General features: G+C 61.5%; 19 protein-coding genes. 8 read left to right on the top strand and 11 right to left on the bottom strand.

Going from position 1 to position 20630, the window contains the following annotated elements; all coding sequences use genetic code 11:
- The first annotated feature begins 16 nt into the window (after nt 1-16).
- Nucleotides 17-952 (top strand): ABC transporter substrate-binding protein, encoded by a 936-nt coding sequence (locus EM858_RS02775; RefSeq protein ID WP_127755731.1) that lies wholly within the window; start codon nt 17-19, stop codon nt 950-952.
- Between the two features lie 67 nt (nt 953-1019).
- Here EM858_RS02775 and EM858_RS02780 read toward each other — a convergent pair whose 3' ends face one another.
- Complete coding sequence (locus tag EM858_RS02780) at nt 1020-1943, bottom strand: LysR substrate-binding domain-containing protein (RefSeq protein WP_127755732.1); 924 nt, start codon at nt 1941-1943, stop codon at nt 1020-1022.
- Between the two features lie 113 nt (nt 1944-2056).
- On the opposite strand from EM858_RS02780, the gene EM858_RS02785 reads away from it, so the two are divergent.
- From EM858_RS02785 to EM858_RS02795, 3 genes are read left to right on the top strand one after another with little or no spacing between them, the layout of a single operon-like run.
- On the top strand, nt 2057-2368 hold the full coding sequence (locus tag EM858_RS02785) for a (2Fe-2S)-binding protein (RefSeq protein ID WP_127755733.1): 312 nt from the start codon (nt 2057-2059) through the stop codon (nt 2366-2368).
- On the top strand, nt 2347-3729 hold the full coding sequence (locus EM858_RS02790; protein WP_127755734.1) for an FAD/NAD(P)-binding oxidoreductase: 1383 nt from the start codon (nt 2347-2349) through the stop codon (nt 3727-3729). The genes EM858_RS02785 and EM858_RS02790 overlap by 22 nt, the downstream gene beginning before the upstream one ends.
- Nucleotides 3722-4873 (top strand): FAD-binding oxidoreductase, encoded by a 1152-nt coding sequence (locus EM858_RS02795; RefSeq protein WP_127755735.1) that lies wholly within the window; start codon nt 3722-3724, stop codon nt 4871-4873. The genes EM858_RS02790 and EM858_RS02795 overlap by 8 nt, the downstream gene beginning before the upstream one ends.
- 7 nt (nt 4874-4880) lie before the next feature.
- On the opposite strand, the gene EM858_RS02800 is transcribed toward EM858_RS02795, so the two are convergent.
- Complete coding sequence (locus EM858_RS02800; RefSeq protein ID WP_078053492.1) at nt 4881-6206, bottom strand: FAD-binding oxidoreductase; 1326 nt, start codon at nt 6204-6206, stop codon at nt 4881-4883.
- A gap of 230 nt (nt 6207-6436) precedes the next feature.
- On the opposite strand from EM858_RS02800, the gene EM858_RS02805 reads away from it, so the two are divergent.
- Nucleotides 6437-6913, top strand: coding sequence for an Lrp/AsnC family transcriptional regulator (locus EM858_RS02805; protein WP_003506856.1), 477 nt, complete (start codon nt 6437-6439; stop codon nt 6911-6913).
- A gap of 215 nt (nt 6914-7128) precedes the next feature.
- Here EM858_RS02805 and EM858_RS02810 read toward each other — a convergent pair whose 3' ends face one another.
- The 7 genes from EM858_RS02810 to EM858_RS02840 all read right to left on the bottom strand — a co-directional run bounded on the left by EM858_RS02810 (nt 7129) and on the right by EM858_RS02840 (nt 15578).
- Nucleotides 7129-8784 (bottom strand): ABC transporter ATP-binding protein, encoded by a 1656-nt coding sequence (locus EM858_RS02810; RefSeq protein ID WP_080854491.1) that lies wholly within the window; start codon nt 8782-8784, stop codon nt 7129-7131.
- Complete coding sequence (locus EM858_RS02815) at nt 8784-9635, bottom strand: ABC transporter permease (RefSeq protein ID WP_127755736.1); 852 nt, start codon at nt 9633-9635, stop codon at nt 8784-8786. The genes EM858_RS02810 and EM858_RS02815 overlap by 1 nt, the downstream gene beginning before the upstream one ends.
- Entirely contained in the window at nt 9635-10585 is a 951-nt protein-coding gene (locus tag EM858_RS02820; protein WP_003524664.1) for an ABC transporter permease, read from the bottom strand. The genes EM858_RS02815 and EM858_RS02820 overlap by 1 nt, the downstream gene beginning before the upstream one ends.
- A gap of 92 nt (nt 10586-10677) precedes the next feature.
- A complete protein-coding gene (locus tag EM858_RS02825; RefSeq protein ID WP_127755737.1) occupies nt 10678-12288 on the bottom strand; it encodes an ABC transporter substrate-binding protein in 1611 nt (536 codons plus the stop codon).
- A gap of 93 nt (nt 12289-12381) precedes the next feature.
- Nucleotides 12382-13095 carry an HAD-IA family hydrolase gene (locus EM858_RS02830; protein ID WP_164865280.1) on the bottom strand — a complete coding sequence of 238 codons (714 nt, stop codon included), beginning with the start codon at nt 13093-13095 and terminating at the stop codon, nt 12382-12384.
- 257 nt (nt 13096-13352) lie between these two features.
- Nucleotides 13353-14726 carry an aspartate aminotransferase family protein gene (locus EM858_RS02835; RefSeq protein ID WP_127755739.1) on the bottom strand — a complete coding sequence of 458 codons (1374 nt, stop codon included), beginning with the start codon at nt 14724-14726 and terminating at the stop codon, nt 13353-13355.
- 15 nt (nt 14727-14741) lie between these two features.
- Entirely contained in the window at nt 14742-15578 is an 837-nt protein-coding gene (locus EM858_RS02840) for a GNAT family N-acetyltransferase (protein WP_127755740.1), read from the bottom strand.
- On the opposite strand from EM858_RS02840, the gene EM858_RS02845 reads away from it, so the two are divergent.
- From EM858_RS02845 to EM858_RS02855, 3 genes are read left to right on the top strand one after another with little or no spacing between them, the layout of a single operon-like run.
- Nucleotides 15543-15893, top strand: coding sequence for a hypothetical protein (locus tag EM858_RS02845; protein WP_127755741.1), 351 nt, complete (start codon nt 15543-15545; stop codon nt 15891-15893). The genes EM858_RS02840 and EM858_RS02845 overlap by 36 nt on opposite strands.
- Nucleotides 15894-15900: 7 nt before the next feature.
- Nucleotides 15901-16569, top strand: coding sequence for a haloacid dehalogenase type II (locus EM858_RS02850; protein ID WP_127755742.1), 669 nt, complete (start codon nt 15901-15903; stop codon nt 16567-16569).
- A 15-nt stretch (nt 16570-16584) separates the two neighbouring features.
- Nucleotides 16585-17859, top strand: coding sequence for an FAD-binding oxidoreductase (locus tag EM858_RS02855; protein ID WP_127755743.1), 1275 nt, complete (start codon nt 16585-16587; stop codon nt 17857-17859).
- 254 nt (nt 17860-18113) lie between these two features.
- On the opposite strand, the gene EM858_RS02865 is transcribed toward EM858_RS02855, so the two are convergent.
- Both EM858_RS02865 and EM858_RS02870 read right to left on the bottom strand, forming a co-directional pair.
- On the bottom strand, nt 18114-19571 hold the full coding sequence (locus tag EM858_RS02865) for an NAD-dependent succinate-semialdehyde dehydrogenase (RefSeq protein ID WP_127755744.1): 1458 nt from the start codon (nt 19569-19571) through the stop codon (nt 18114-18116).
- Nucleotides 19572-19586: 15 nt separating this feature from the next.
- Complete coding sequence (locus EM858_RS02870; protein WP_127755745.1) at nt 19587-20630, bottom strand: tartrate dehydrogenase; 1044 nt, start codon at nt 20628-20630, stop codon at nt 19587-19589.

Consider the following 20630-nt stretch of genomic DNA (forward strand, 5'->3'; position numbering starts at 1 on the left):
CTATCGGGAAACCACAATGACCTTCACCTCTCGTCTCGCCACGGCCACGCTCGGCGCATTTCTCTCCGTCACCGGTTTTGGGTCGGCTTTCGCAACCGATGTCTTCGACCTGTCGCCGGATCAGCCCGGCCGCATCCGGGTTGAAAAAGACCCCGGCGCGATTGCCGCTGTTCCCAAGGATTTCAAATTCGTTTCGCCGGGCAAACTCACCGTCGCGGTCGCACCCGGTGGACCGCCGCTCGCGACCTATGCGACGGATGCAAAAACGGTGGTCGGTGCAGATCCCGATTATGCGCTTGCGGTGGCTGACAGCCTCGGCCTGGAGCTGGAACTGGTGGCGGTCGCCTGGGCGGACTGGCCGCTGGGGCTCGCCTCCGGCAAATACGATGCGGTGATCTCGAATGTGGGCGTTACCGAGCAGCGTAAGGAGAAGTTCGATTTCTCCACCTATCGTCAGGGCCTGCACGGATTTTTCGTCAAGGCAGACAGCGGCATAACCGCCATCCGGGAGCCGAAGGACGCGGCCGGCCTGAGGATCATCGTCGGCGCCGGCACCAATCAGGAGCGCATTCTGCTGAAATGGAGCGACGAAAACGTCGCCGCCGGATTGAAGCCGATCGAGCTGCAATATTACGATGATGAAGCCACCCGGCTTGTGGCGCTTTCGGCGGGCCGGGCGGATGTGATCGTCCAGCCGCATGCGCAGCTGGTCTTCATCGCCGCGCGCGACAAGACCATCAAGCGTGTCGGGACCCTTTCCGCCGGCTGGCCGGAGCGTTCCGATGTCGCCATCACCACCCGCAAGGGATCGGGACTGGCCGATGCGCTGACGCTTGCCACCAACGACCTGATCAAGAGCGGCGCTTACGCGAAGATTCTGGATCGCTGGCAGCTATCGGAAGAAGCCCTGCCGGAATCGCGGACCAACCCTCCCGGCCTGCCGAAAAGCTGACCGGTCGAACATATGCGGCGGACTGCAATACCCGCAGGCTCAGGCCTTGCGGGTATTGTTTTGTCCGTCAATTCTGTGCGGGAAGGGCGCGGAAAAGCTTTCGCAATTCACCGACGAAGGGTTTGAAGAAACGCGAGAGCGGCCGGGCCGTGTTGGTGGAAACGGCGACATTCATCGTTACTTCAGGCATGAACGGGCGCACCGTCACCCCCTCGAAACTGTTCCAGCGCACCAGACCGTCGACAAGGGCGATGCCGATGCCGCCGCGTACCAGCGGCACGGCACCGACCGATGAGGTGACCTGCACCGAAACGTCACGCACAAGCCCGTCGCGTTCGAAGGCTTCATTAAGCTGCGGGCCGATCTCGTCCGCATGGTTGCCATAGGAAATCAGCGGCCTGCCGGCGAGGTCGCGAGGCGTCACCGTCATCATTTCGGCGAGAGCGTCATCATGCCGCATCACTGCCACGACCGGTACGGAGGCGAGAATTTCGCTACGCACCGTCGGCGCCTGAATGGTGGACAGCGTTACCGCAAAATCGATGTCGCCCAGCAGCAATTGTTCGGCAATCTCTTTTTTGGGCAGAGCGTTGAGGTGGATTTTGACGGTCGGATGCGCCTGCCGGAAGGCAAGCAGCGCCTCGGGCAGCACGGAATAGGTGACCGGCAGGCTGGCCCCGATGCGCAGAAGTCCGAGCTTGCGCTCGCCGATGGTGCGCGTCAGCTTTTTCAGAACTTCAAGTTCGCGAAAAACCCGGTCGGCATCCTCATAGATCAGATGCGCTTCCATCGTCGGCACCAGCCGCCCGCCAATGCGCTCGAACAGCTTGTAACCCAGTTGGCTTTCCAGATGGTGCAGCACCTTGCTGACGCCGGGCTGGGAAACGGCAAGCGAATTGGCGGCCGCCGTCACGGAGCCGTCGCGCATGATGGCGCGGAAAATTTCAAGCTGTCGGGCGTTCATGGAAACCTCCAGCCTCATCTCTTCCATAACCCAAGGTTCTGTTCAAGCGACCATTTGCGATTGGCGGCAAACCTTCTGCCGTGGAAATCTGTGAAGGTGCAGGAGAGGTGCCTGCGAAGGTTTCGGGAAAGGAAACGCGGATGCTGGCGAGATTCAGGCGCATCGCCGAAGAGCGACGCGCGGCTTGCGCAGTCCTGATCGACGGCATGCCGGTCGAGGCGCTGGAGGGAGACACAGTGCTAACGGCGCTGATGCTGTCGCGCGGCTTTGCCCGTTTGTCCGAGTTCGCGGATGGCAAGCGGGCGGGGTTCTGTCTGATGGGCGCCTGTCAGGATTGCTGGGTCTGGACGGGTGAAGGCGAGCGGCTGCGCGCCTGTTCTACCGCGGTACTCCCGGGCATGGATATCAGAACCGAGGTTCCGGAGGGGTTATGGCAGATTTGCGCATCGTGATCGTGGGTGCCGGCCCCGCCGGTACGCGTGCCGCGGAGACGTTGGTGCGGGCGGGGCTCCGCCCGGTCGTCATCGATGAGGGAGATCGCAGCGGCGGCCAGATCTATCGCCGCCAGCCACAAAATTTCCGGCGTTCCTATGCGGCCCTTTACGGCACGGAAGCGGACAAGGCGAAGGCTCTGCACGAGGCATTCGACGGGCTTTCGGACCATATCGATTACCGCCCGCAGACCCTGGCATGGGCAATCCGCGACAATCGCATTCATATTCAGCGCGCCGAGACATCCGAAGCTCTCAATTTCGATGCCCTTATCATCGCATCGGGTGCGACCGACCGCATCATGCCTTTGCCGGGCTGGACGAGACCGGGATGTTTTTCGCTTGGCGCTGCGCAGATATCCCTGAAGGCGCAAGCCTGTGCGATAGGCCGGCGGGTGGTTTTCATGGGCACCGGGCCGCTGCTTTATCTCGTGGCTTATCAATATATGAAGGCAGGCGCGGCGCCCGTGGCAGTGCTGGATACCACGCCGTTTTCCACGCAGATCAAGGGTCTGCCGGGGATGATGGCGCGGCCGTTGCAGCTCCTCAAGGGCATGCGGCTCGTTGGGGCGCTGTTGGCCGGCGGGGTAAGGATCGAGCGAGGTATCGTGCCGATAGAGATTATCGGTGACGCCGAGAACGGCGTGACCGGTATCCGCTACCGGGATGCGTCCGGTGAGGAAAAACGCCTCGCCTGCGATGCGGTCGGTATGGGCTATCATCTACGGGCGGAAAGCCAGCTTGCCGATCTTGCCGGATGTCGCTTCTCCTTTCATCCGCCGATCCGGCAATGGTTGCCGGATGTGGACGATATGGGGCGCAGTTCGGTACCGAATGTCTATCTGGCGGGCGATGGCGCGCGTATTCTCGGTGCAGATGGTGCGGAAGCCTCCGGCCGGCTTGCCGCCTTCGCGCTCCTTGAGGATCAAGGCTTGAAGCCATCCGGCGTGGAGATCGGCCGCTGCCGGAAACAATTGAAAGCGACGAGACGCTTTGCGCAGGGAATGGCCCGGGCCTTCCCCTGGCCGCACCAGTTGGCGCAGGCGCTTGCCGACGACACGATCATCTGCCGCTGCGAGGTGGTGACGGCGGGAGAGCTGCGCGCGAGCGTCACCGGCAAGGGCGCAACGGAAGTCAATCGCTCGAAAGCTTTCTCGCGGGCCGGCATGGGCCGGTGCCAGGGGCGGTTCTGCGGGCAGGCGGGACAGGAGATTGTCGCCGCCGCCTCTGGTCTGCCGGTGGAATCGGCGGGACGGTTGCGCGGGCAGGCGCCGGTAAAACCGTTGCCGCTGGCGATTGCGAGGGGAGACGATAATGCGTAACGCGCTTGCGGAGGCGGATGTCATTATTGTCGGCGGCGGCATTGTCGGAACCGCCACGGCGTTTTTCCTGCGGCAACGGGGCGTCAGCGTCATTCTGCTGGAGCGTTTCCTTGTCGGTCAGCAGGCGAGCGGCACCAATTTCGGCAATGTCCGCCGTCAGGGCCGTTACCTCGGGCAGCTTCCGCTCGCCAACAGATCGCGGGACATCTGGAGCCGTATCCCGCAACTGACCGGTGCGGATGTGGAATTCATGCCCGTCGGCCATATCCGGTTTCTCTGGGCGGAAGAACAGATCGCCACGGTCGAGAAATACCGCGACGATGCCGCACAATATGGTCTGGAGTTGCATATCCTCCCGCGCGAGGTCATCCGGCAGAAATTTCCCTTCATCGGACCGGAAGCGGTTGCCGGATCATGGTCGCCGCATGACGGTCACGCCAATCCGCGCCTCGTCGCGCCCGCCTTCGCCCGTGCGGCGCGGCGGGACGGTGCAACGATCGTGGAAAATTGCGAGGTTCTGGCCATCGAAAAGGCCGGCGAGGATTTCCGGGTGACGACGGCGGAAGGGGATTATCGCGCGCCCGTGGTGCTGGTCGCCAGCGGTGCATGGGGCGGCGGGTTTGCCGGCGCTTTGGGGGAGGCGGTGCCGCTGGAGGTTGCCGGCCCGCAAATGGGCGTGACGGAACCCTTGCCATGGTTCATTCATCCGGTCGTTGGCGTCTCCACCAAAATTCCCGGCGAAGTGATCTATATGCGGCAAATCCCGCGCGGAAACGTCATTTTCGGCGGGGTGAAACGATGCGCCGCCGCGCTGGACGAACGCCGGGCGAAATACGATCCCGCCGGGCTCGATGCCCAGCTGCGTCAGCTTCTGCGGCTGGCCCCCGCCTTGCGCCATGCCCGGCTGATCCGCACCTGGTCCGGCGTGGAAGGCTATATGGCCGACGATCTGCCTGTCATGGGAAACAGTGCCGCAACCTCCGGCCTTTATTACGCTTTCGGCTTCAGCGGCCACGGTTTCCAGATCGGCCCGGGTGTCGGCGACGTGATGGCGGAGCTGATAGCGACCGGAAAGACCACGACGCCGATTGCGGATTTTCACATCGGCCGTTTCCGTAGTGGTCAGCCTGTCGCATCCCATTAAGGGAGGGTCAGAAATCCGCGACCTTGCCCCAGGACGAATTCAGGAAACGGCTGGGGTGATAGGGGGCGGCATCGACGATCGGGTTCGAGCCCGTCACGATATCGGCGATCAGATGGCCGGCGCCCGGCCCTATGCCGAAACCATGGCCGCTGAAGCCGGCGGCGAGAATGAAGCCGGGCAATTCGCTGGTTTCGCCGATTGCGGGCACGCCATCGGGCGTGCTGTCGATGAAACCGGCCCAGGCGGCGGAAATCTGCGTTTTGCCGAGGGCGGGCAGAAGCTCAAGCGCCCTTCTATGGGTCTCGCGGATGGCGGCGGCATTGGGTTTCGGATCGAGAATACGAACCCGTTCCATCGGCGTCGGCGCATCGAGCCGCCAGCGTTTCAGCGTCTCGTGGCCGCCGCGAATGCCTTCCAGCCCGCCCGGCCGCAGGCTTCGCCAGCGCTTGAGGAACATCGGGATGAATTCACGGGCAAACCGCATCTGCTGCGCCGTCGGGTCGATGCGCCCCAGCCCGCTGATGGCGAGTGTGTAGCCGCCGTCTTTTCTCTTCGTTGCCGAAACGGCGGCGGTGTGCAGCGCATCCGGCAGCCCCTCCGCACCCGGTGTGACGGAGAGGATGGAAGAGCGGACGGAGGCCTGTGGGAAACGAATGCCGAGCTGTCGGCAAAAGGACGAGGCCCAGGCCCCACCGGACATGATGGCGGTTTTGGTGCGGATCGTGCCTTTTTCGGTGACGACGGCGCTGACCCGGCCGCCTTCCGTCTCAAGCCCGCGTGCGGCGCAATTCTGATGCACCGTGCCGCCCAGCTTGATGATGGCGCGCGCCACGGCGGGCGCCGCCATGGAAGGGTCGGCCGTGCCGTCGGTCGGCGAAAATACGCCGCCCTTCCAGCGCTTTCCCGTGGATCGGCCGCGTTCGCTCGCTTCATCGGCACTCAGCATATGGGTCGTCACCCCTGCGGTAATGGCAAAGTCGCGCCAGCGCGCCCAGCCGGCAAGTTCGGCCTCATTGTCGCTTAGGTAAAACAGCCCGCAGCGGCGAAAACCCGTGTCCTCGCCGCTCTCTGCGCCAAACTCTTCCCAGAGCGCCAGGCTCTTGGTGGAAATCGGCAATTCGCGGGCGTCGCGGTTCTGCTGGCGGCACCAGCCCCAGTTGCGGCTGGATTGCTCGGCCCCGATCAGGCCTTTCTCGACCAGCGCCACTTTCAGGCCGCGCCGGGCAAGATAATAGGCGGCGAAGACACCGACGATGCCGCCGCCGATAATGACGGCGTCTGCGGATGTGGGCAGTTCCGGCGATGTCGTGATCTGTTGCAGCGGGGCGGGCATGGTCGGACTCCTTATATTCGTCCTAATTTACCTCAGCCGGCGTGTAAACGCTGCCAGACTGGGCCTCTTGCCGGAATCTCCTGCTGTTGGGCGACGCCTCTGCAACTCTTTATGCTGCATCAAAAAAATATCCCCACGTCGACAGGGCTCGCCCATGTGGTAAGATTTCCTTTGCCGCGCCAGAATTTTATGCCGCGTTTTCAAAAAACAAAAAAGGGGTTCCGCACGTGATGAAACTTGACCGGATCGATATCAAGATCCTCTACGAATTGCAGAAAAACGGTCGCATCACCAATGTCGAGTTGGCGGAGCTTGTCAATCTGTCGCCAAGCCCCTGCCTGATGCGGGTGAAGAAGCTGCAGGCGGAAGGTTATATCGAGGGTTATTCGGCGCAGATCAACATCAACAAGCTCGGCCAGACGCTAACGGTGTTTACGGAAATCACGCTCAAGAACCATCGCCAGATCGATTTCGCCCGCTTCCTCGGCGTTGTCGAAAAGATCGACCAGGTGGTGGAATGCCACCTCGTTTCGGGCGGTTACGATTACCTGCTGAAATTCGTCACCTCTGGCATCGTCGAATACCAGTCGATCATGGAGCGGCTGACCGATATGGACGTGGGCATCGACAAATATTTCAGCTTCGTGGTGCTGAAATCGCCGATCATCAAATCGCATATGCCGCTAACCAGCCTGTTTCCGCTGTGAAATGGAGGGGTGCCTCAAGCGTCCGCAGAACCGCTGGGTTTGGGAAGGCGTTGCATTCACCCTCCGTCACCCCGGACTTGATCCGGGGTCCAGCGTGATCAAGTCTTTGATTGCATGATACTCTTTTCACGACGCAGACGCGTCGTGGCTGGATGCCGGATCAAGTCCGGCATGACGGAGGAGAGGTTCTCATACCTGTTTGGCATTCGTCCAGCTCACCTTTTCGAAAACGCCCGCACCAGTTCTGCATCCTGCTGGAGATTGTCGAGCCATGTCGGGTCGAGTTTCGGCACGGAGGAGAACAGCAGCTTGGAATAGGGGTGGGAGGGCGATTTGATCGCTTCGGTTTCCAGATGCTCCACTTTCTGCCCGCCATACATCACGACGATCTCGTCGCAGATGGTTTCCACCACCGAGAGATCGTGGCTGATGAAGATATAGGAGAGGTTCAGCTCCCGCTGCAGTTCTCCGAGAAGATCGATGATCGCGGCCGCGACTACAGTATCGAGCGCCGAGGTGATTTCATCGCAGATGATGAGCGACGGTTCGGCGGCAAGTGCGCGGGCGAAATTGACGCGTTGTTTCTGCCCGCCGGAAAGGCCGGAAGGGTGGCGGTGACGCACCGAGCGCGGCAGCTTCACCATATCGAGAAGCTGATCGATCCGGGCGTCGCGCGCCTTGCCTTTCATGCCGTGATAGAAGGTCAGCGGCCGGCCGAGAATATCCTCGATGGGTTTCGACGGGTTGAGTGCGGTATCGGCATATTGGAACACGATCTGCATGCGGCGTAGCTGGTCGCCGGTTCGACGCCGTGCATCCGCATCCAGCTCGCGGCCTTCGAAGATGACATGACCGCCGGCCGCCGGCAGAATGCCGGCAATGGCGCGCGCCAGTGTCGATTTTCCGCAACCGGACTCGCCGATGATGCCGAGATTGCGACCGGGATAGACCGAAAGGCTGACGCTATCCACCGCACGCACCAGCGGCATCTTGTCTTCGCCCTTCGTTCCGTAACCGGCAATCAGCTTTTCGATATCCAGCAGCGGCGTTGCCTGCTCCTGTTTGGCGGGTGTGATGACACGCGCCTTGTCATGAAAGGCTGTCAGCAGTTCCTTCGTGTAGGGATGCTGTGCATTTTCGAGGATATCCGTGGTCGTACCGGTTTCCTGAACCTCGCCGCCTTTCAGCACAACGATCCGGTCGGCGATCTGGGCGACGACGGCGAGATCGTGCGAAACATACACGCCGCCGATGCCATTCTTGCGCATTGCCGATTTGAAGGCGCGCAGCACCTCTATCTGGGTCGTGACGTCGAGCGCAGTGGTGGGCTCGTCGAAAATCACCAGCTTCGGGTTGCCGATCAGCGCCATTGCGGCGGAGAGGCGCTGAAGCTGGCCGCCGGACACCTGATGCGGGTAACGCTCGCCGATGGTCTCGGGGTTGGGCAGCGATAGCGCCTTGAAAAGTTCCACCGCGCGTGTCCGCGCTTCCTGCGGCGGCATCAGATGGTGGATGCGGGTGACTTCGATGACCTGATCGATGATCTTTTGCGCCGGGTTGAAGGCGGCGGCGGCGCTTTGCGGCACATAGGCCACTTTCGTACCGCGAACTTTGGCGCGTTCGGCCTCGGAAAGCTGCACCATGTCCTGGCCCGCCACCTTGACGCTGCCGCCGGAAATGCGGCAGCCCGGCCGGGCATATCCCATCAGAGTCAGCGCGATAGTGGTCTTGCCGGAACCGCTTTCGCCGATCAGCGCGACGATCTCGCCATCGGCGATGTCGATGTCTACGCCTTTGATGATGTCGATACGGCGGCCGGAATCGGTGGTGGCCTCGACTTTCAGTCCACGGATTTCAACGAGATTGCTCATTATTCGCTCCTGTCGCGGATTTTCTGCGGCAGATTGTCGATCAGCAGGTTGACGCTGATCGTCAGGCTGGCAATGGCCAGCGACGGGAAGATGACGGCGGGGGCCGCAAACGGCAGGCCGCCGATGTTTTCACGCACCAGCGCGCCCCAGTCCGCATTCGGCGGCTGCAGGCCGAGGCCGAGGAAGGAAAGGCCCGACAGAAGCAGCACGATGAACACGAAGCGCACGCCAAGATCGGCCAGGACTGGCCGGACGATGTTCGGCAGGATTTCAGAGCCGATGAGGTAGAACAGGCTTTCGCCGCGCACCCGGGCGACGGTGACGAAATCCATGGTGTTGACATTGACGGCGAGCGCCCGGGCGAAACGATAGGCGCCCGGAGTATAGATGACCGAGAGCGTGATGATCAGCACCGGAATGGAAGAGCCGACGGCGGCGACGACCACGAGGCCGAAAAGCTTGCTTGGAATGGAATTCACCGCATCGAGAAACCGGCTGAGCGCCGCATCGAACCAGCCGCCGATGACGGCGGCGCACATGCCAAGCACGACGCCGGAGGTGCAGGCAATGGTGACGGCGGCGAGCGAGATGCCGACCGTGAAACGCGCGCCCATGAGAATGCGGGAAAATACGTCGCGACCGAGATAATCGGAACCGAGCCAAAGATCAGAGGTCATCGGCCCGAAATAATCGAGATCGACGATTTCACCGACGGGATGCGGAATGAGATAGGGCGCGAAAATCGCGACCATGGCCCAGAGAAAAATGACGAGAAAGCCGAAAACGCCGACTGCGTTGATCTTGTAACCCAAACGCGAGGTCCCCGAAGTTGTTTTGATATTGTCGGCCATCAGCGCAGCCTCGGATTGGACATGATGGCGATGATATCCGCCGTCGTGATGAGGAGGAGATAACCGACGCAGAAGATCATCGCGCAGCTCTGGATCAGCGGCAGGTCGCGGGTTGCGACGCCATCGACCATCAGCTTGGCGATGCCGGGATAATTGAAGATCGTCTCGACGATGATGACGCCGCCGACGAGATAGGAAAGCGATAGCGCCACCGCATTGACGATGGGGCCGAGCGCATTGGGAAGCGCATGGCGAAGCACGATGCGCATGCGCGGCGCGCCCTTCAAAAGCGCCATTTCCACATAGGGCGTATCCAGCGTCTCGATGACGGCGGCGCGGCTCATGCGGATCATCTGTGCGGAAACGACGAAGGTCAGCGTGATGACCGGCATGGCATAGACCCGCAGCACATCGAAAAGCGTGTGAACTTCGCTGACCAGCGACAGCGCCGGAAGCCATTTCAGATAGACGGCGAAAAGCAGCACGGCGAGTGTGGCGATCATGAATTCCGGCACCGAGATGACGCCGATGGTCAGCACGGTGACGGCCCGGTCATAAAGCGTGCCGCGCAGCATGGCGGAGCTGATGCCGAGGGTGAGCGCCAGCGGTACGGCGATGATGGTGGTAATGCCGGCAAGCTTCATGGAGTTGACGAAGCGCGGGCCGATAAGATCGGCAATCGCCATGTTGTTGGCGTAGGACGTGCCGAGTTCGCCCTGCAGCAGGCCGAGAAGCCAGCGGACGAAACGCAGGAGGGCCGGATCGTCGAGATGCATGGCGGTGCGCAGGCCGGCCACGGCCTCCGGCGTCGCCGCCTGACCGAGAAGGATCGTCGCCGTGTCGCCGGGCAGCAGGCTGGTGGCGGAAAAGACGATAAACGACACGATAAGCAGCGTCGTCAGCATGACGACCAGCCGCCTGGCGATAAGGGATAATATCCGGCTGTTCATTCACATGCTCCTGCGACGTGCCTGATTGTGGAGGCTTTCCGCAATGACGGAAAGGCTGCCGGGCGCATTTTCGCGCCCGGCTCCATGGTCTATCAGGCTTCGAGCCAGACGTATTCCGCAAAGGCATAACCCATCATGCCGCCGAGCGGATTGGCTTCCAGACCCTTGAGCTTGGAGCTGATGGCGTCGACGTTCGAAATATAGGCGGGAATGATGGTCCCGGCTTCGTCGGCGATCATCGTTTCCAGTTCGAAGTAGATTTGCTTGCGCTTGTCCATATCGAGCATGCCGCGCGCTTCCAGCATCATCTTGTCGAACTTCGGCGACTTGTACTGGCTTTCGTTCCACGGTGCGTCGGAAGCGTAGAGCAGGGAGAACAGGATGTCCGGTGTCGGGCGCGGGTTGATGTTGCCGAAATGGACCGGCGCCTTCAGCCAGTAATTGCTCCAGTAACCGTCCGAGGGAACACGCTGCACATCCAGCTTGACGCCGATTTCGGCAGCCGAAGCCTGGATGATCATGGCCATGTCGACTGAAGAGCTTGCCGCATCCGATGCGATGACCGGAATGGACTGGCCGATGAGGCCGGCCTTCTGGAAGTGGAACTTCGCCTTGTCCGGATCAAAGGCCTTCGGCTTGAGGTCCGGATTGTGATAGGGGCTCATCGGCGGAACCGGCTGGTCGTTGCCGACTTCACCGAGACCGCGCAGGGCCGCCTTGACGATCTGCTCGCGATTGACGATCGACTTCATGCCGGCGATGAAATCGGCATTGTTGCCTGGTGCCTGGTCGAGACGCATGTTGAGGTTGGTGTAGTTTCCGGATGTCGTCTTGGAAAGAACGACACCGTCCTGCTTGTCGAGCAGGCGCAGCGCACGCGGGTTGATGGAGGCCGCGAGCTGGATATCGCCCGAGAGAAGGGCGTTGACGCGGGCATTGTCGTCCGAAATCGCCATGAATTCGAAGCTGTCGATGTGCGGGCCGCCAGACTTCCAGTAATTGGCGTTCTTGCTCATGATCGAACGCACGCCCGGCTCGAATTTTTCGAGCTTGAAAGCGCCGGTGCCGTTGCCCTTGGAGAAATCCGTGGTGCCGTCGGCGACGATCATGAAATGGTGCAGGGCCAGAATGGATGGCAGGTCGGCATTCGCGTTCGCCAGCGTGATTTCGACCGTGCTCTTGTCGAGAGCCTTGAAGCCGGTCATCTGCGCGGCAATCTTGGCGACCTTGGAACCGACGGCCGGATCGAGATGGCGCTTCAGCGAATAGACCACGTCGTCGGCCGTCAGGGCCTTGCCGTCATGGAAGGTGACGCCTGAACGCAGCTTCACAGTCCAGGTCTTGGCGTCCTTCGTTTCGATGGCTTCGGCCAGCTCCAGCTGCGGTGTGCCGGAAACGTCCAGGAAGCTCAAACGGTTGTAGAGCGCGCAGCAACGAACATAGTCCGTCGAAAGCGAGGCCTTCGCCGGATCGAGCGTATCGGCGGTGGAGGAGGACCAGCCGGCAGCTTTCAGCGTGCCGCCCGATACCGGCGTTGCGGCCACGGCGCCAGAGGCGCGGCCGAGGATGGCCGAGCCGGCGGAAAGGGCGACGCCGCCCGCCAGCAGCATGTGAAGCAGCTCGCGCCGCGTTGCGCCGCGTCGGATCGCCTGTTCAACGGCGGCGTCGTCGGAGCGGGTCCAGTTTGTAATCCTGTCACTCATGGTCTTCCCCTTTTGTATGATTTGTTGAAATGCGTCTGAAGAAATTTCCGGCATGCCGCATCCCAGTTCGCGGCACGCCATTGGCGGGGCGGCTCAGCCGCCCGTCTGTTTCACTGCTTCGGCAAGGCCGGCCATGGAGGTGAAGTGGTAGTCCGGCTCGGTAAAGTTTTCCGGCTCGATCGTGCCGCCATATCCTTTCTGGGCGTGGCGACGTTCGATCCAGCAATTGGTCATGCCCAGTTTTCGGGAAATGCCGATATCGTGGTACTGGCTTTGCGCGACGTGCAGAATGTCGTGCTTCGATGCGCCCTCGCTTTCCACAAAGGCGAAGACCTTTTCGAAAAAGGCGGGATCGGGTTTTTCGGTGCCGGTGTCATCCGCCGTGAAAGCGGCATGAAAGGGATTGCCGAGTTCCTTCGAGAAATATTCGAAGGCCCAGCGCTGGGCGTTGGTCATGGCGATGAGGCGATGCGTCTTGGCAAGCTCGGCCATGGCGGCGCGGCTGTCTTCAAAGCCTTTCCAGCTTTTTGCCGCATCGCGCAGACGCTCACCGAATGCGCGTTCCGCCGGCAGGCCGAGTTCGGGAGCGATGATCAGGTATACGCGGACGAGGTCATCGGGAAACAGGTCGGTCGCGTCGGAATAACGGGCCGCGCGGTAGAGCGCGAGTGCCTTTTCACCATCGACCTCCACGCCGTTTTCCGCACCGATTGCGGCCAGCGCCGATTTCAGGCCGCCTTCGAAATCGATGAGGGTCCCCACCACGTCGAAGCTCATATATTTGAAGTCGCTCAGTTTTTTGGGCAATGTCGGTCTCCGCTTTGCCGCCTTAAGCCTCTTGGGGAGCCTGCGGCAGATTATTCTGTTCCCGGACGGGATCCTTGCCCCGTTCCCATTTGCGATTACGCCCTTTTTTATGGCGTTTAGTGCCGTTTGCATTAATAGTTTGGCACTTTCGGCACGCCGGATTCGCCGAAATGGATCGGCTCTTCGGCAGAATATTGCGAATATACGGTGCATTGCGACATTTCGAGAGGGTGCCGCAACGCCACCCGGCTATCGCCTCAGGCCATGGCGGCCCGCACCGCGGGGTCTTCGAGCGTCTGGTCGAGGGTCTTCAGCGTCCGCTCGATGATGGCGTCGATCTCGCTGTCGGTGCAGCAGAGCGGCGGCGCGTAACCCAGAATACCGTTCGCAAAGGCGCGCACGATCAGGCCGTTTTCCCAGGCGCGGTCGAAAACCTTGCGTGCGGGGGCCGCAGCGGCCGGCAGCGGGGTCTTTTTGTCCTTGTCGGTCACGAGTTCGACGGCGGCGAGCATGCCGCGCCCGCGGACATCGCCGACCAGCGGATGGCTTCTCAAGCTCTCAAGCCCCGCCATCAGCCTTTGACCGGCGCGGCGACCGTTTTCCAGCAGCCCGCCCTCGTAAAGCTTCAGCACTTCGAGACCGACGGCGGCGCTGACGGGATGGGCGGAATAGGTGTAGCCGTGCCCGATTGCGGCCTCGCCTGCGAAGTCGGCTATTGTATCATAGACATGATCGGCCATGAAGACGGCGCCCATCGGCACGTAGCCGGAGGTGAGGCCCTTGGCGGTGGTGATGAAGTCCGGCACGATATCCTCGTCGGCACAGGCAAACAGCGGCCCCGTGCGGCCAAAGCCGGTAATGACCTCGTCGGCGACGAAAAGGATGCCATAGGACCGGCAGAGGTCGCGCATGGCCTTGATCCAGCCGGGAGGCGGCACGAGAACCCCGCCGGAACCCTGGATCGGCTCCGCATAGAAAGCGGCGACGCGGTCCGGACCGATCGTCTCGATCTTGTCCTTCAGGATTTGCAGGGAGGATGCGATGATGGCGGCCGGGTCGCTTCCCACCGGGTTACGGTAGGCGTAGTGCGACGGGATTTTGTGCTGCCAGTCGTAGGGCACGCCGAAACCGGCATGGAAAGCCGGCAGGGCGGTGAGGCCCGAACCGGCGGTGGTGGAGCCGTGATAACCCTGTTCGATGGAGATGAACTGGTCTCGCTGCGGCTGGCCCCTGGCATGCCAGTAATAGCGGATGAACCGAATGGTGCTGTCCACTGCATCGGAGCCGCCAAGGGTGAAATAGACGTGGTTGAGATCGCCCGGTGCGCGGTCGGCAAGCTCGGAGGCAAGCCGGATCGCCGGTTCGCTGCCAATGTCGAAATAAGCCGTAGCATAGGGCAATTCCCGCATCTGCTTTGCCGCCGCCTCGACGATGCTGTCATGGCCGTAACCGGCATTGACGCACCACAGGCCGGCAAAACCGTCGATGAGTTGATGGCCGGTAATATCGGTGACGGTGGCGCCGCTTGCCGATTGCAGCACTCGCACGCCCAGCTTCTCATGGCCGCGGAAGGAGGAGACAGGGTGCACCAGATGGGCGCGATCCAGTTCGATCAGTGAATTGCTTAACATGGGGTCTCTCCGGATTCAGCCCAGCGCCTGGCTGGTCAATGCGAATGTTTTCAGTTTTTTGTCGGCGGGGATTTCGGTTTTCGACCGGCGCATGGCGATGCCGCCGCCGACATGGCCAAGACCGCGTTCGGCAAGCCAGGGGGCAAGGCCCGTATCGGCCGTGGTGTCCACACGAAGGAATGCGCCGGGACGTTCAGAAAACACGAATGCGATCAAATCTTTCGCGATTTCAGCATTTTCCGCCACGACCGGGCCGATGACTTCGCCGCGCCCGAAGGCGCGAAGTGCGGCAAAGCCCTTGATGACCCCCTGTTCCTGCACGAGTGCGAAGCGCGCCCTGTCGGCAAGTGCTGCAAAGAGGGCCTTGCGATCCGCACCGAAAGCCTGCGCATCGAGCGCGGCGAGTTCGGCCGGATCGATGGTTTCCGCCCAGGTGACACCTTCCGGCCTGTCGGTCGTGGCCGGAATGCCCTGATGCTGGAGCACCTCGCCGCAGGCGGCGAAGCCCAGTTTTTCATAAAGGGGCAGGCCGTCGGCCGTGGCTACAAGACGGCACTCGCGATTTTCTGCTGCGTCCATCGCCGCGCCCATCAACTGGCGTCCAAGGCCGCGGCCGCGCATGCTCTCGTCCACGATCACCATATTGACGGTGGCGCAGGTGTCTCCGAGAAGCGTCGCCATGGCGGTTCCGACGACGCGTCCGTTTTCCAGGGCGACGAAACCCTTGCTCAGGGAAAGGACCAGCGCCCAGTCTTCTTTCCGGTGCGGCCAGCCGGCCTGGCGGGAAAGTTCAACGGCCGCATCGAGGTGGTCCGGTTGAAACGTTTGGATATCGATCAGGCTCGCCTGCATGCCGGAACTCCGTTTTTCTGCTTATTCATTGATAGACCGATGCCGAAAGAAGATTGTCCCGACAAATGGGAAGGTTCGATATGTTTCGCTGTTGCTTTTATCCGCCGCCGCATCTTATGCCGCATCTTGTCCGCACTCGGCCGTAAACCGGGGACCGGCGGCGGCTTCCGGTTTGCCTCGACGCAACTCTCTGCCAAACTGGCGGCTGCATACGCAACAATCTGCTTCCGCGAATGGCAATTGCGGTGCGTCGACCGGGCAAAGGCTTTCTATGATCAATTCATTCCGGCACGGCCGATCCCCAAGCAAGGATGACGACGACATGACCATCTTCCGCCCGAAATACATCTCCTTCGATTGCTACGGCACGCTGATCAATTTCCAGATGGCAGAGGCCGCTCGCGATCTTTATGGCGATCGTCTCGATGAAGCGCAGATGCAGCAGTTCATCAAGAATTTTGCGGCCTATCGTCTGGATGAGATCATGGGCGACTGGAAGCCCTACGCCCAGGTGGTTCACAATTCGCTTTCGCGCAGCTGCAAGCGCAATGGCGTGGCCTTCAACGATGAAGACGCCACCTTCGTTTACGAGCGCGTTCCGACCTGGGGCCCGCATGCCGATGTTCCGGCCGGGCTTGCCAAGGTTGCGAAGGAAATCCCCCTCGTCATCCTGTCCAACGCCATGAATTCGCAGATCATGTCGAATGTCGAAAAGCTCGGTGCGCCCTTCCACGCGGTTTACACCGCCGAGCAGGCGCAGGCCTACAAGCCGCGCTTCAAGGCTTTCGAATATATGTTTGACATGCTGGGCTGCGGTCCGGAAGACATGCTGCATGTTTCCTCCTCGTTCCGTTACGACCTGATGTCGGCCCATGATCTCGGCATCAAGAACAAGGTCTGGGTCAATCGCGGTCACGAGCCCGCCAATCCCTATTACGGTTATGTCGAAATCGCCGATATTTCCGGCCTGGCAGGCGTGGTTGGATTGTAAGGAAAGGTCGGGACCATGAAGTTCGTCTCCTATTGGCACGATACCGCGCCGCAATTTTCAGGTGCCGCGCAAGGTCCCGTCGAAGGTCATTACGATGTCGCCGTCATCGGTGGAGGTTTCACCGGTCTCGGGGCCGCGCGCCAGCTGGCCAAGGCCGGCGCGCGGGTGGTCGTTCTTGAAGGGGAGCGGGTCGGCTGGGGCGCCTCTGGCCGCAATGGCGGGCATCTCAACAATGGTCTTGCCCATTCCTATCTCTCCGCCAAGGCCGAGCTTGGCAAGGAACGCGCGATCGCCCTTTACAGGGCGCTCGATTCCTCCATCGATACGCTGGAGGGGCTGATTGCGGAGGAGGGCATCGATTGCAACTTCCGCCGCTCGGGTAAGCTGAAGCTCGCGTCCAAGCCGCAGCATTTCGAAGGTCTGGCGAAGAATTTCGAGGCGCTGCATGCCGAGGTCGATCCCGATACGGCGCTTCTTTCCGCGGCCGATCTCAAGTCGGAGATCGGCTCGCCCTTTTATGGCGCCATGCTCTCGAAGAAGAGCGCGATGATGCATATGGGCCGCTATGTGGCCGGCCTTGCCGAAGCCGCCAGCCGTCATGGCGCGGTGATCTTCGAAAATGCGGCGGTGACGAAGCACATCCAGAACGGCAGGACCCATGAACTGGAAACCCCGCGCGGCAAGGTGACGGCCGACAATGTTCTGGTGGCGACCGGCGCTTACACGCCGTCCGGCTTCGGTTATTTCCGTCGCCGCATCATCGCCGTCGGCAGTTTCATCATCGCTACACGGCCGCTGACGGATGCCGAGGTTCAGGCCTCGGTTCCGGGCAACCGTACCTATGTCAACTCGATGAATATCGGCAATTATTTCCGGCTCGCGCCGGATAACCGACTGATCTTCGGCGGCCGTGCACGCTTTTCCGCCACGTCGGACCAGCGTTCGGACGCCAAAAGCGGTGCGATACTGACGGAAAGCCTGCATCGCATCTTCCCGCAGCTTGCGCATGTGCCGATCGATTATTGCTGGGGCGGTCTGGTGGACATGACCAAGGACCGTTATCCGCGCGCCGGTTTCCATGACGGCGTCTGGTACGCCATGGGCTATTCCGGCCACGGTGCGCAGCTTTCCACCCATCTCGGCATGATCATGGCCGACGCCATTCTGGGGCGGCCGGATAACAACCCGCTGAAGGGGCTGGACTGGCCGGCGGTGCCGGGTCATTTCGGCAAGCCGTGGTTCCTGCCGCTGGTGGGCTTCTATTACAAGATGCTGGACAAGATTCAGTAGAGTGCTCGCTTCCTGTCGCTCAGGCTTTTTACGAACCATCCTCCCCACTCGACGTCATCCTCGGGCTTGTCCCGAGGATCTGACCACTTATCGTAAAATCAATCGGTAGCAGATGCTCGGGACAGGCCCGAGCATGACGGAGGAGAGGTTTGTGGGTGTTCCATCAGTTAACAGCAGCTGTCCGCCGTTTTGCTGTCTCCACACAAAAAGAAGGGCCGCGGAGCGGCCCTTTAGGCGGGGAGAAGGAAGCGGGCTCAGGAAAGCCCACCAATATGAAACGTCTTGATCTCCAGATATTCCTCGATGCCGACCTGTGCGCCCTCACGGCCGAGGCCGGATTGTTTGACGCCGCCGAAGGGGGCGACTTCGGTGGAGATCGCACCGGTGTTGAGGCCGACCATGCCGAATTCCAGCGCCTCGCCCACGCGCCAGGCGCGCTTCAGGCTTTCGGTATAGAAATAGGCGGCAAGGCCGAAGGGCGTGCCGTTGGCGATGGCGATGGCTTCTTCTTCCGTCTCGAAACGGAAGAGCGGTGCCACCGGTCCGAAGGTTTCTTCGCTTGCCAGCCGCATCCCGGTCGTGGCGCCGGTCAGCACCACGGGGGCGGTATATTGCGGACCTTCCGGCAGATCGTGCGGCCTGGTGATGATCTTTGCGCCCTTGGAAACGGCGTCATCGATATGAGCGCGGATCTTGGCTATGGCCGGCTCGTTGATCATCGGGCCGATGGAAACGCCTGCTTCCGTTCCGGGGCCGACCCGCATGGCGTCGACGCGATCCGCCAGCTTTTTGGCGAAGGCGTCATAAACGCTCGACTGCACGAGAATGCGGTTGGCGCAAACGCAGGTCTGGCCGCCATTGCGGAATTTCGAAACCAGTGCGCCCTCAATGGCGAGATCGAGATCGGCATCGTCGAACACGATGAAGGGCGCATTGCCGCCGAGTTCCAGCGACAGGCGCTTGACGCTGTCGGCAGCGCCGCGCATCAAAAGCGAACCGACGCGGGTGGAGCCGGTGAAGGAAATTTTCCGAACCGTCTCGTTGGCCATGATTTCATTGCCGATTTCCGTCGGCATGCCGGTAACGATGTTGATGACGCCGGAAGGAATGCCGGCCCGTTCGGCAAGAACGCCGAGCGCCAGGGCCGAATAGGGCGTGAATTCCGAAGGCTTGATGACCACGGTGCAGCCGGCCGCAAGTGCGGGCGCGACCTTGCGGGTGATCATGGCGTTCGGGAAGTTCCACGGGGTGATGATGCCGCAGACGCCGACCGGTTCTTTCAGCACCACGATACGCCGATCCGGCGTCGGGGAAGGAATGGTGCTGCCGCCGATACGCCGGGCCTCTTCCGCGAACCATTTGACGAAGGATGCGCCATAGCGGATTTCGCCCTTCGCTTCATCCAGCGGCTTGCCCTGTTCGGTGGTCAGGATCAGGCCGAGATCGTCGACATTGTCGATCATCAGTGCGAACCATTTTTCGAGAAGCGCTGCGCGCTCCGCGTGGGTCTTTTTCTTCCACGGTCCGAAGGCGGCATTGGCGGCTTCGATTGCCGCACGGGTTTCCGCGCCGCCCATATCCGGCACGGTGCCGATGACCGCCTGCGTCGCCGGGTCGATCACGTCGACCGCCTTGCCCGATGCCGCCGCCTTCCAGGCGCCGCCGATCAAGCCCGTCTGGCGAAAGAGTTCCTTGTCCTTCAAGCCCTGCATCATAATTCTCCGAAATCAGTCGAGCGCCGCAAGAACCGCGGCGGTGATGGCGTCTGTCTTGTCCTTGCCCGGCACAGTGCCGATACCCCGGCCGGTCGCTGTTTCCAGCGCCGCCATGATACGCGCGGCCGCGTCCTTTTCACCGAGATGCTCGAGCATCATTGCGCCGGACCAGATGGCGGCGATGGGGTTGGCGATGCCGAGATGGGCGATATCCGGGGCCGAACCGTGCACCGGCTCGAACATCGAAGGCGCGCTGCGGTCAGGATTGATATTGGCGGAGGCGGCAAAACCGAGGCCGCCCTGAATGGCCGCGCCTAGATCGGTCAGAATATCGCCGAAGAGATTGGAGGCGACGACGACATCGAGGCTTTCCGGGGCCATAACCATGCGGGCCGCCATGGCGTCGATGTGATAGCTGGAAACCTCGACGTCGGGATACTCAGTGGCGAGCTTGTGGGTCACCTCGTCCCAGAACACCATCGAATATTTCTGGGCATTGGACTTGGTGATGGAGGCGAGCTTGCCGCGGCGCTTCTGCGCCTGTTCGAAGCCGAAACGCAGGATGCGCTCCACACCCTTGCGGGTGAAGATCGAGGTCTCGACGGCCACCTCGTCGTCGGTGCCCTGATGCACGCGCCCGCCTGCGCCGGAATATTCGCCCTCCGTGTTTTCACGGATGCAGAGAATGTCGAAGCCATCCGCCTTCAAAGGCCCCTGCACACCGGGCAGAAGCCGGTGCGGGCGGATATTGGCATATTGAACGAAAGCCTTGCGGATCGGCAGCAGCAGGCCGTGCAGCGAGACAGAGTCCGGCACTTCCGCCGGCCAGCCGACTGCGCCGAGCAGAATGGCGTCGAAATCGCGCAGGGTCTCGATGCCGTCCTTGGGCATCATCGCGCCGGTTTCCTTGTAGAAGGCGCAGGACCAGGGGAATTCCTTTCCTTCAAGCGCAAAACCGGAGGTTTTGGCGGCGGCGTTGAGCACCTGCCATGCGGCGTCCGTCACGCTTTTGCCGATGCCGTCTCCGGGAATGAGTGCGATGCGATGCGTTTTCAA

The sequence above is a fragment of the Agrobacterium sp. CNPSo 2736 genome (genome assembly GCF_004005385.1).
Classification (GTDB): Bacteria; Pseudomonadota; Alphaproteobacteria; order Rhizobiales; family Rhizobiaceae; genus Agrobacterium; species Agrobacterium leguminum.

Bases quoted from the DNA above. Each gene is read 5' to 3' on its own strand.
- EM858_RS02825 (WP_127755737.1), bottom strand. From the start codon at position 12,288: ATGAGTGACAGGATTACAAACTGGACCCGCTCCGACGACGCCGCCGTT.
- EM858_RS02835 (WP_127755739.1), bottom strand. From the start codon at position 14,726: ATGTTAAGCAATTCACTGATCGAACTGGATCGCGCCCATCTGGTGCAC.
- EM858_RS02850 (WP_127755742.1), top strand. From the start codon at position 15,901: ATGACCATCTTCCGCCCGAAATACATCTCCTTCGATTGCTACGGCACG.
- EM858_RS02840 (WP_127755740.1), bottom strand. From the start codon at position 15,578: ATGCAGGCGAGCCTGATCGATATCCAAACGTTTCAACCGGACCACCTC.
- EM858_RS02820 (WP_003524664.1), bottom strand. From the start codon at position 10,585: ATGAACAGCCGGATATTATCCCTTATCGCCAGGCGGCTGGTCGTCATG.
- EM858_RS02810 (WP_080854491.1), bottom strand. From the start codon at position 8,784: ATGAGCAATCTCGTTGAAATCCGTGGACTGAAAGTCGAGGCCACCACC.
- EM858_RS02795 (WP_127755735.1), top strand. From the start codon at position 3,722: ATGCGTAACGCGCTTGCGGAGGCGGATGTCATTATTGTCGGCGGCGGC.
- EM858_RS02815 (WP_127755736.1), bottom strand. From the start codon at position 9,635: ATGGCCGACAATATCAAAACAACTTCGGGGACCTCGCGTTTGGGTTAC.
- EM858_RS02865 (WP_127755744.1), bottom strand. From the start codon at position 19,571: ATGCAGGGCTTGAAGGACAAGGAACTCTTTCGCCAGACGGGCTTGATC.
- EM858_RS02805 (WP_003506856.1), top strand. From the start codon at position 6,437: ATGAAACTTGACCGGATCGATATCAAGATCCTCTACGAATTGCAGAAA.
- EM858_RS02800 (WP_078053492.1), bottom strand. From the start codon at position 6,206: ATGCCCGCCCCGCTGCAACAGATCACGACATCGCCGGAACTGCCCACA.
- EM858_RS02785 (WP_127755733.1), top strand. From the start codon at position 2,057: ATGCTGGCGAGATTCAGGCGCATCGCCGAAGAGCGACGCGCGGCTTGC.
- EM858_RS02780 (WP_127755732.1), bottom strand. From the start codon at position 1,943: ATGGAAGAGATGAGGCTGGAGGTTTCCATGAACGCCCGACAGCTTGAA.
- EM858_RS02855 (WP_127755743.1), top strand. From the start codon at position 16,585: ATGAAGTTCGTCTCCTATTGGCACGATACCGCGCCGCAATTTTCAGGT.
- EM858_RS02775 (WP_127755731.1), top strand. From the start codon at position 17: ATGACCTTCACCTCTCGTCTCGCCACGGCCACGCTCGGCGCATTTCTC.
- EM858_RS02790 (WP_127755734.1), top strand. From the start codon at position 2,347: ATGGCAGATTTGCGCATCGTGATCGTGGGTGCCGGCCCCGCCGGTACG.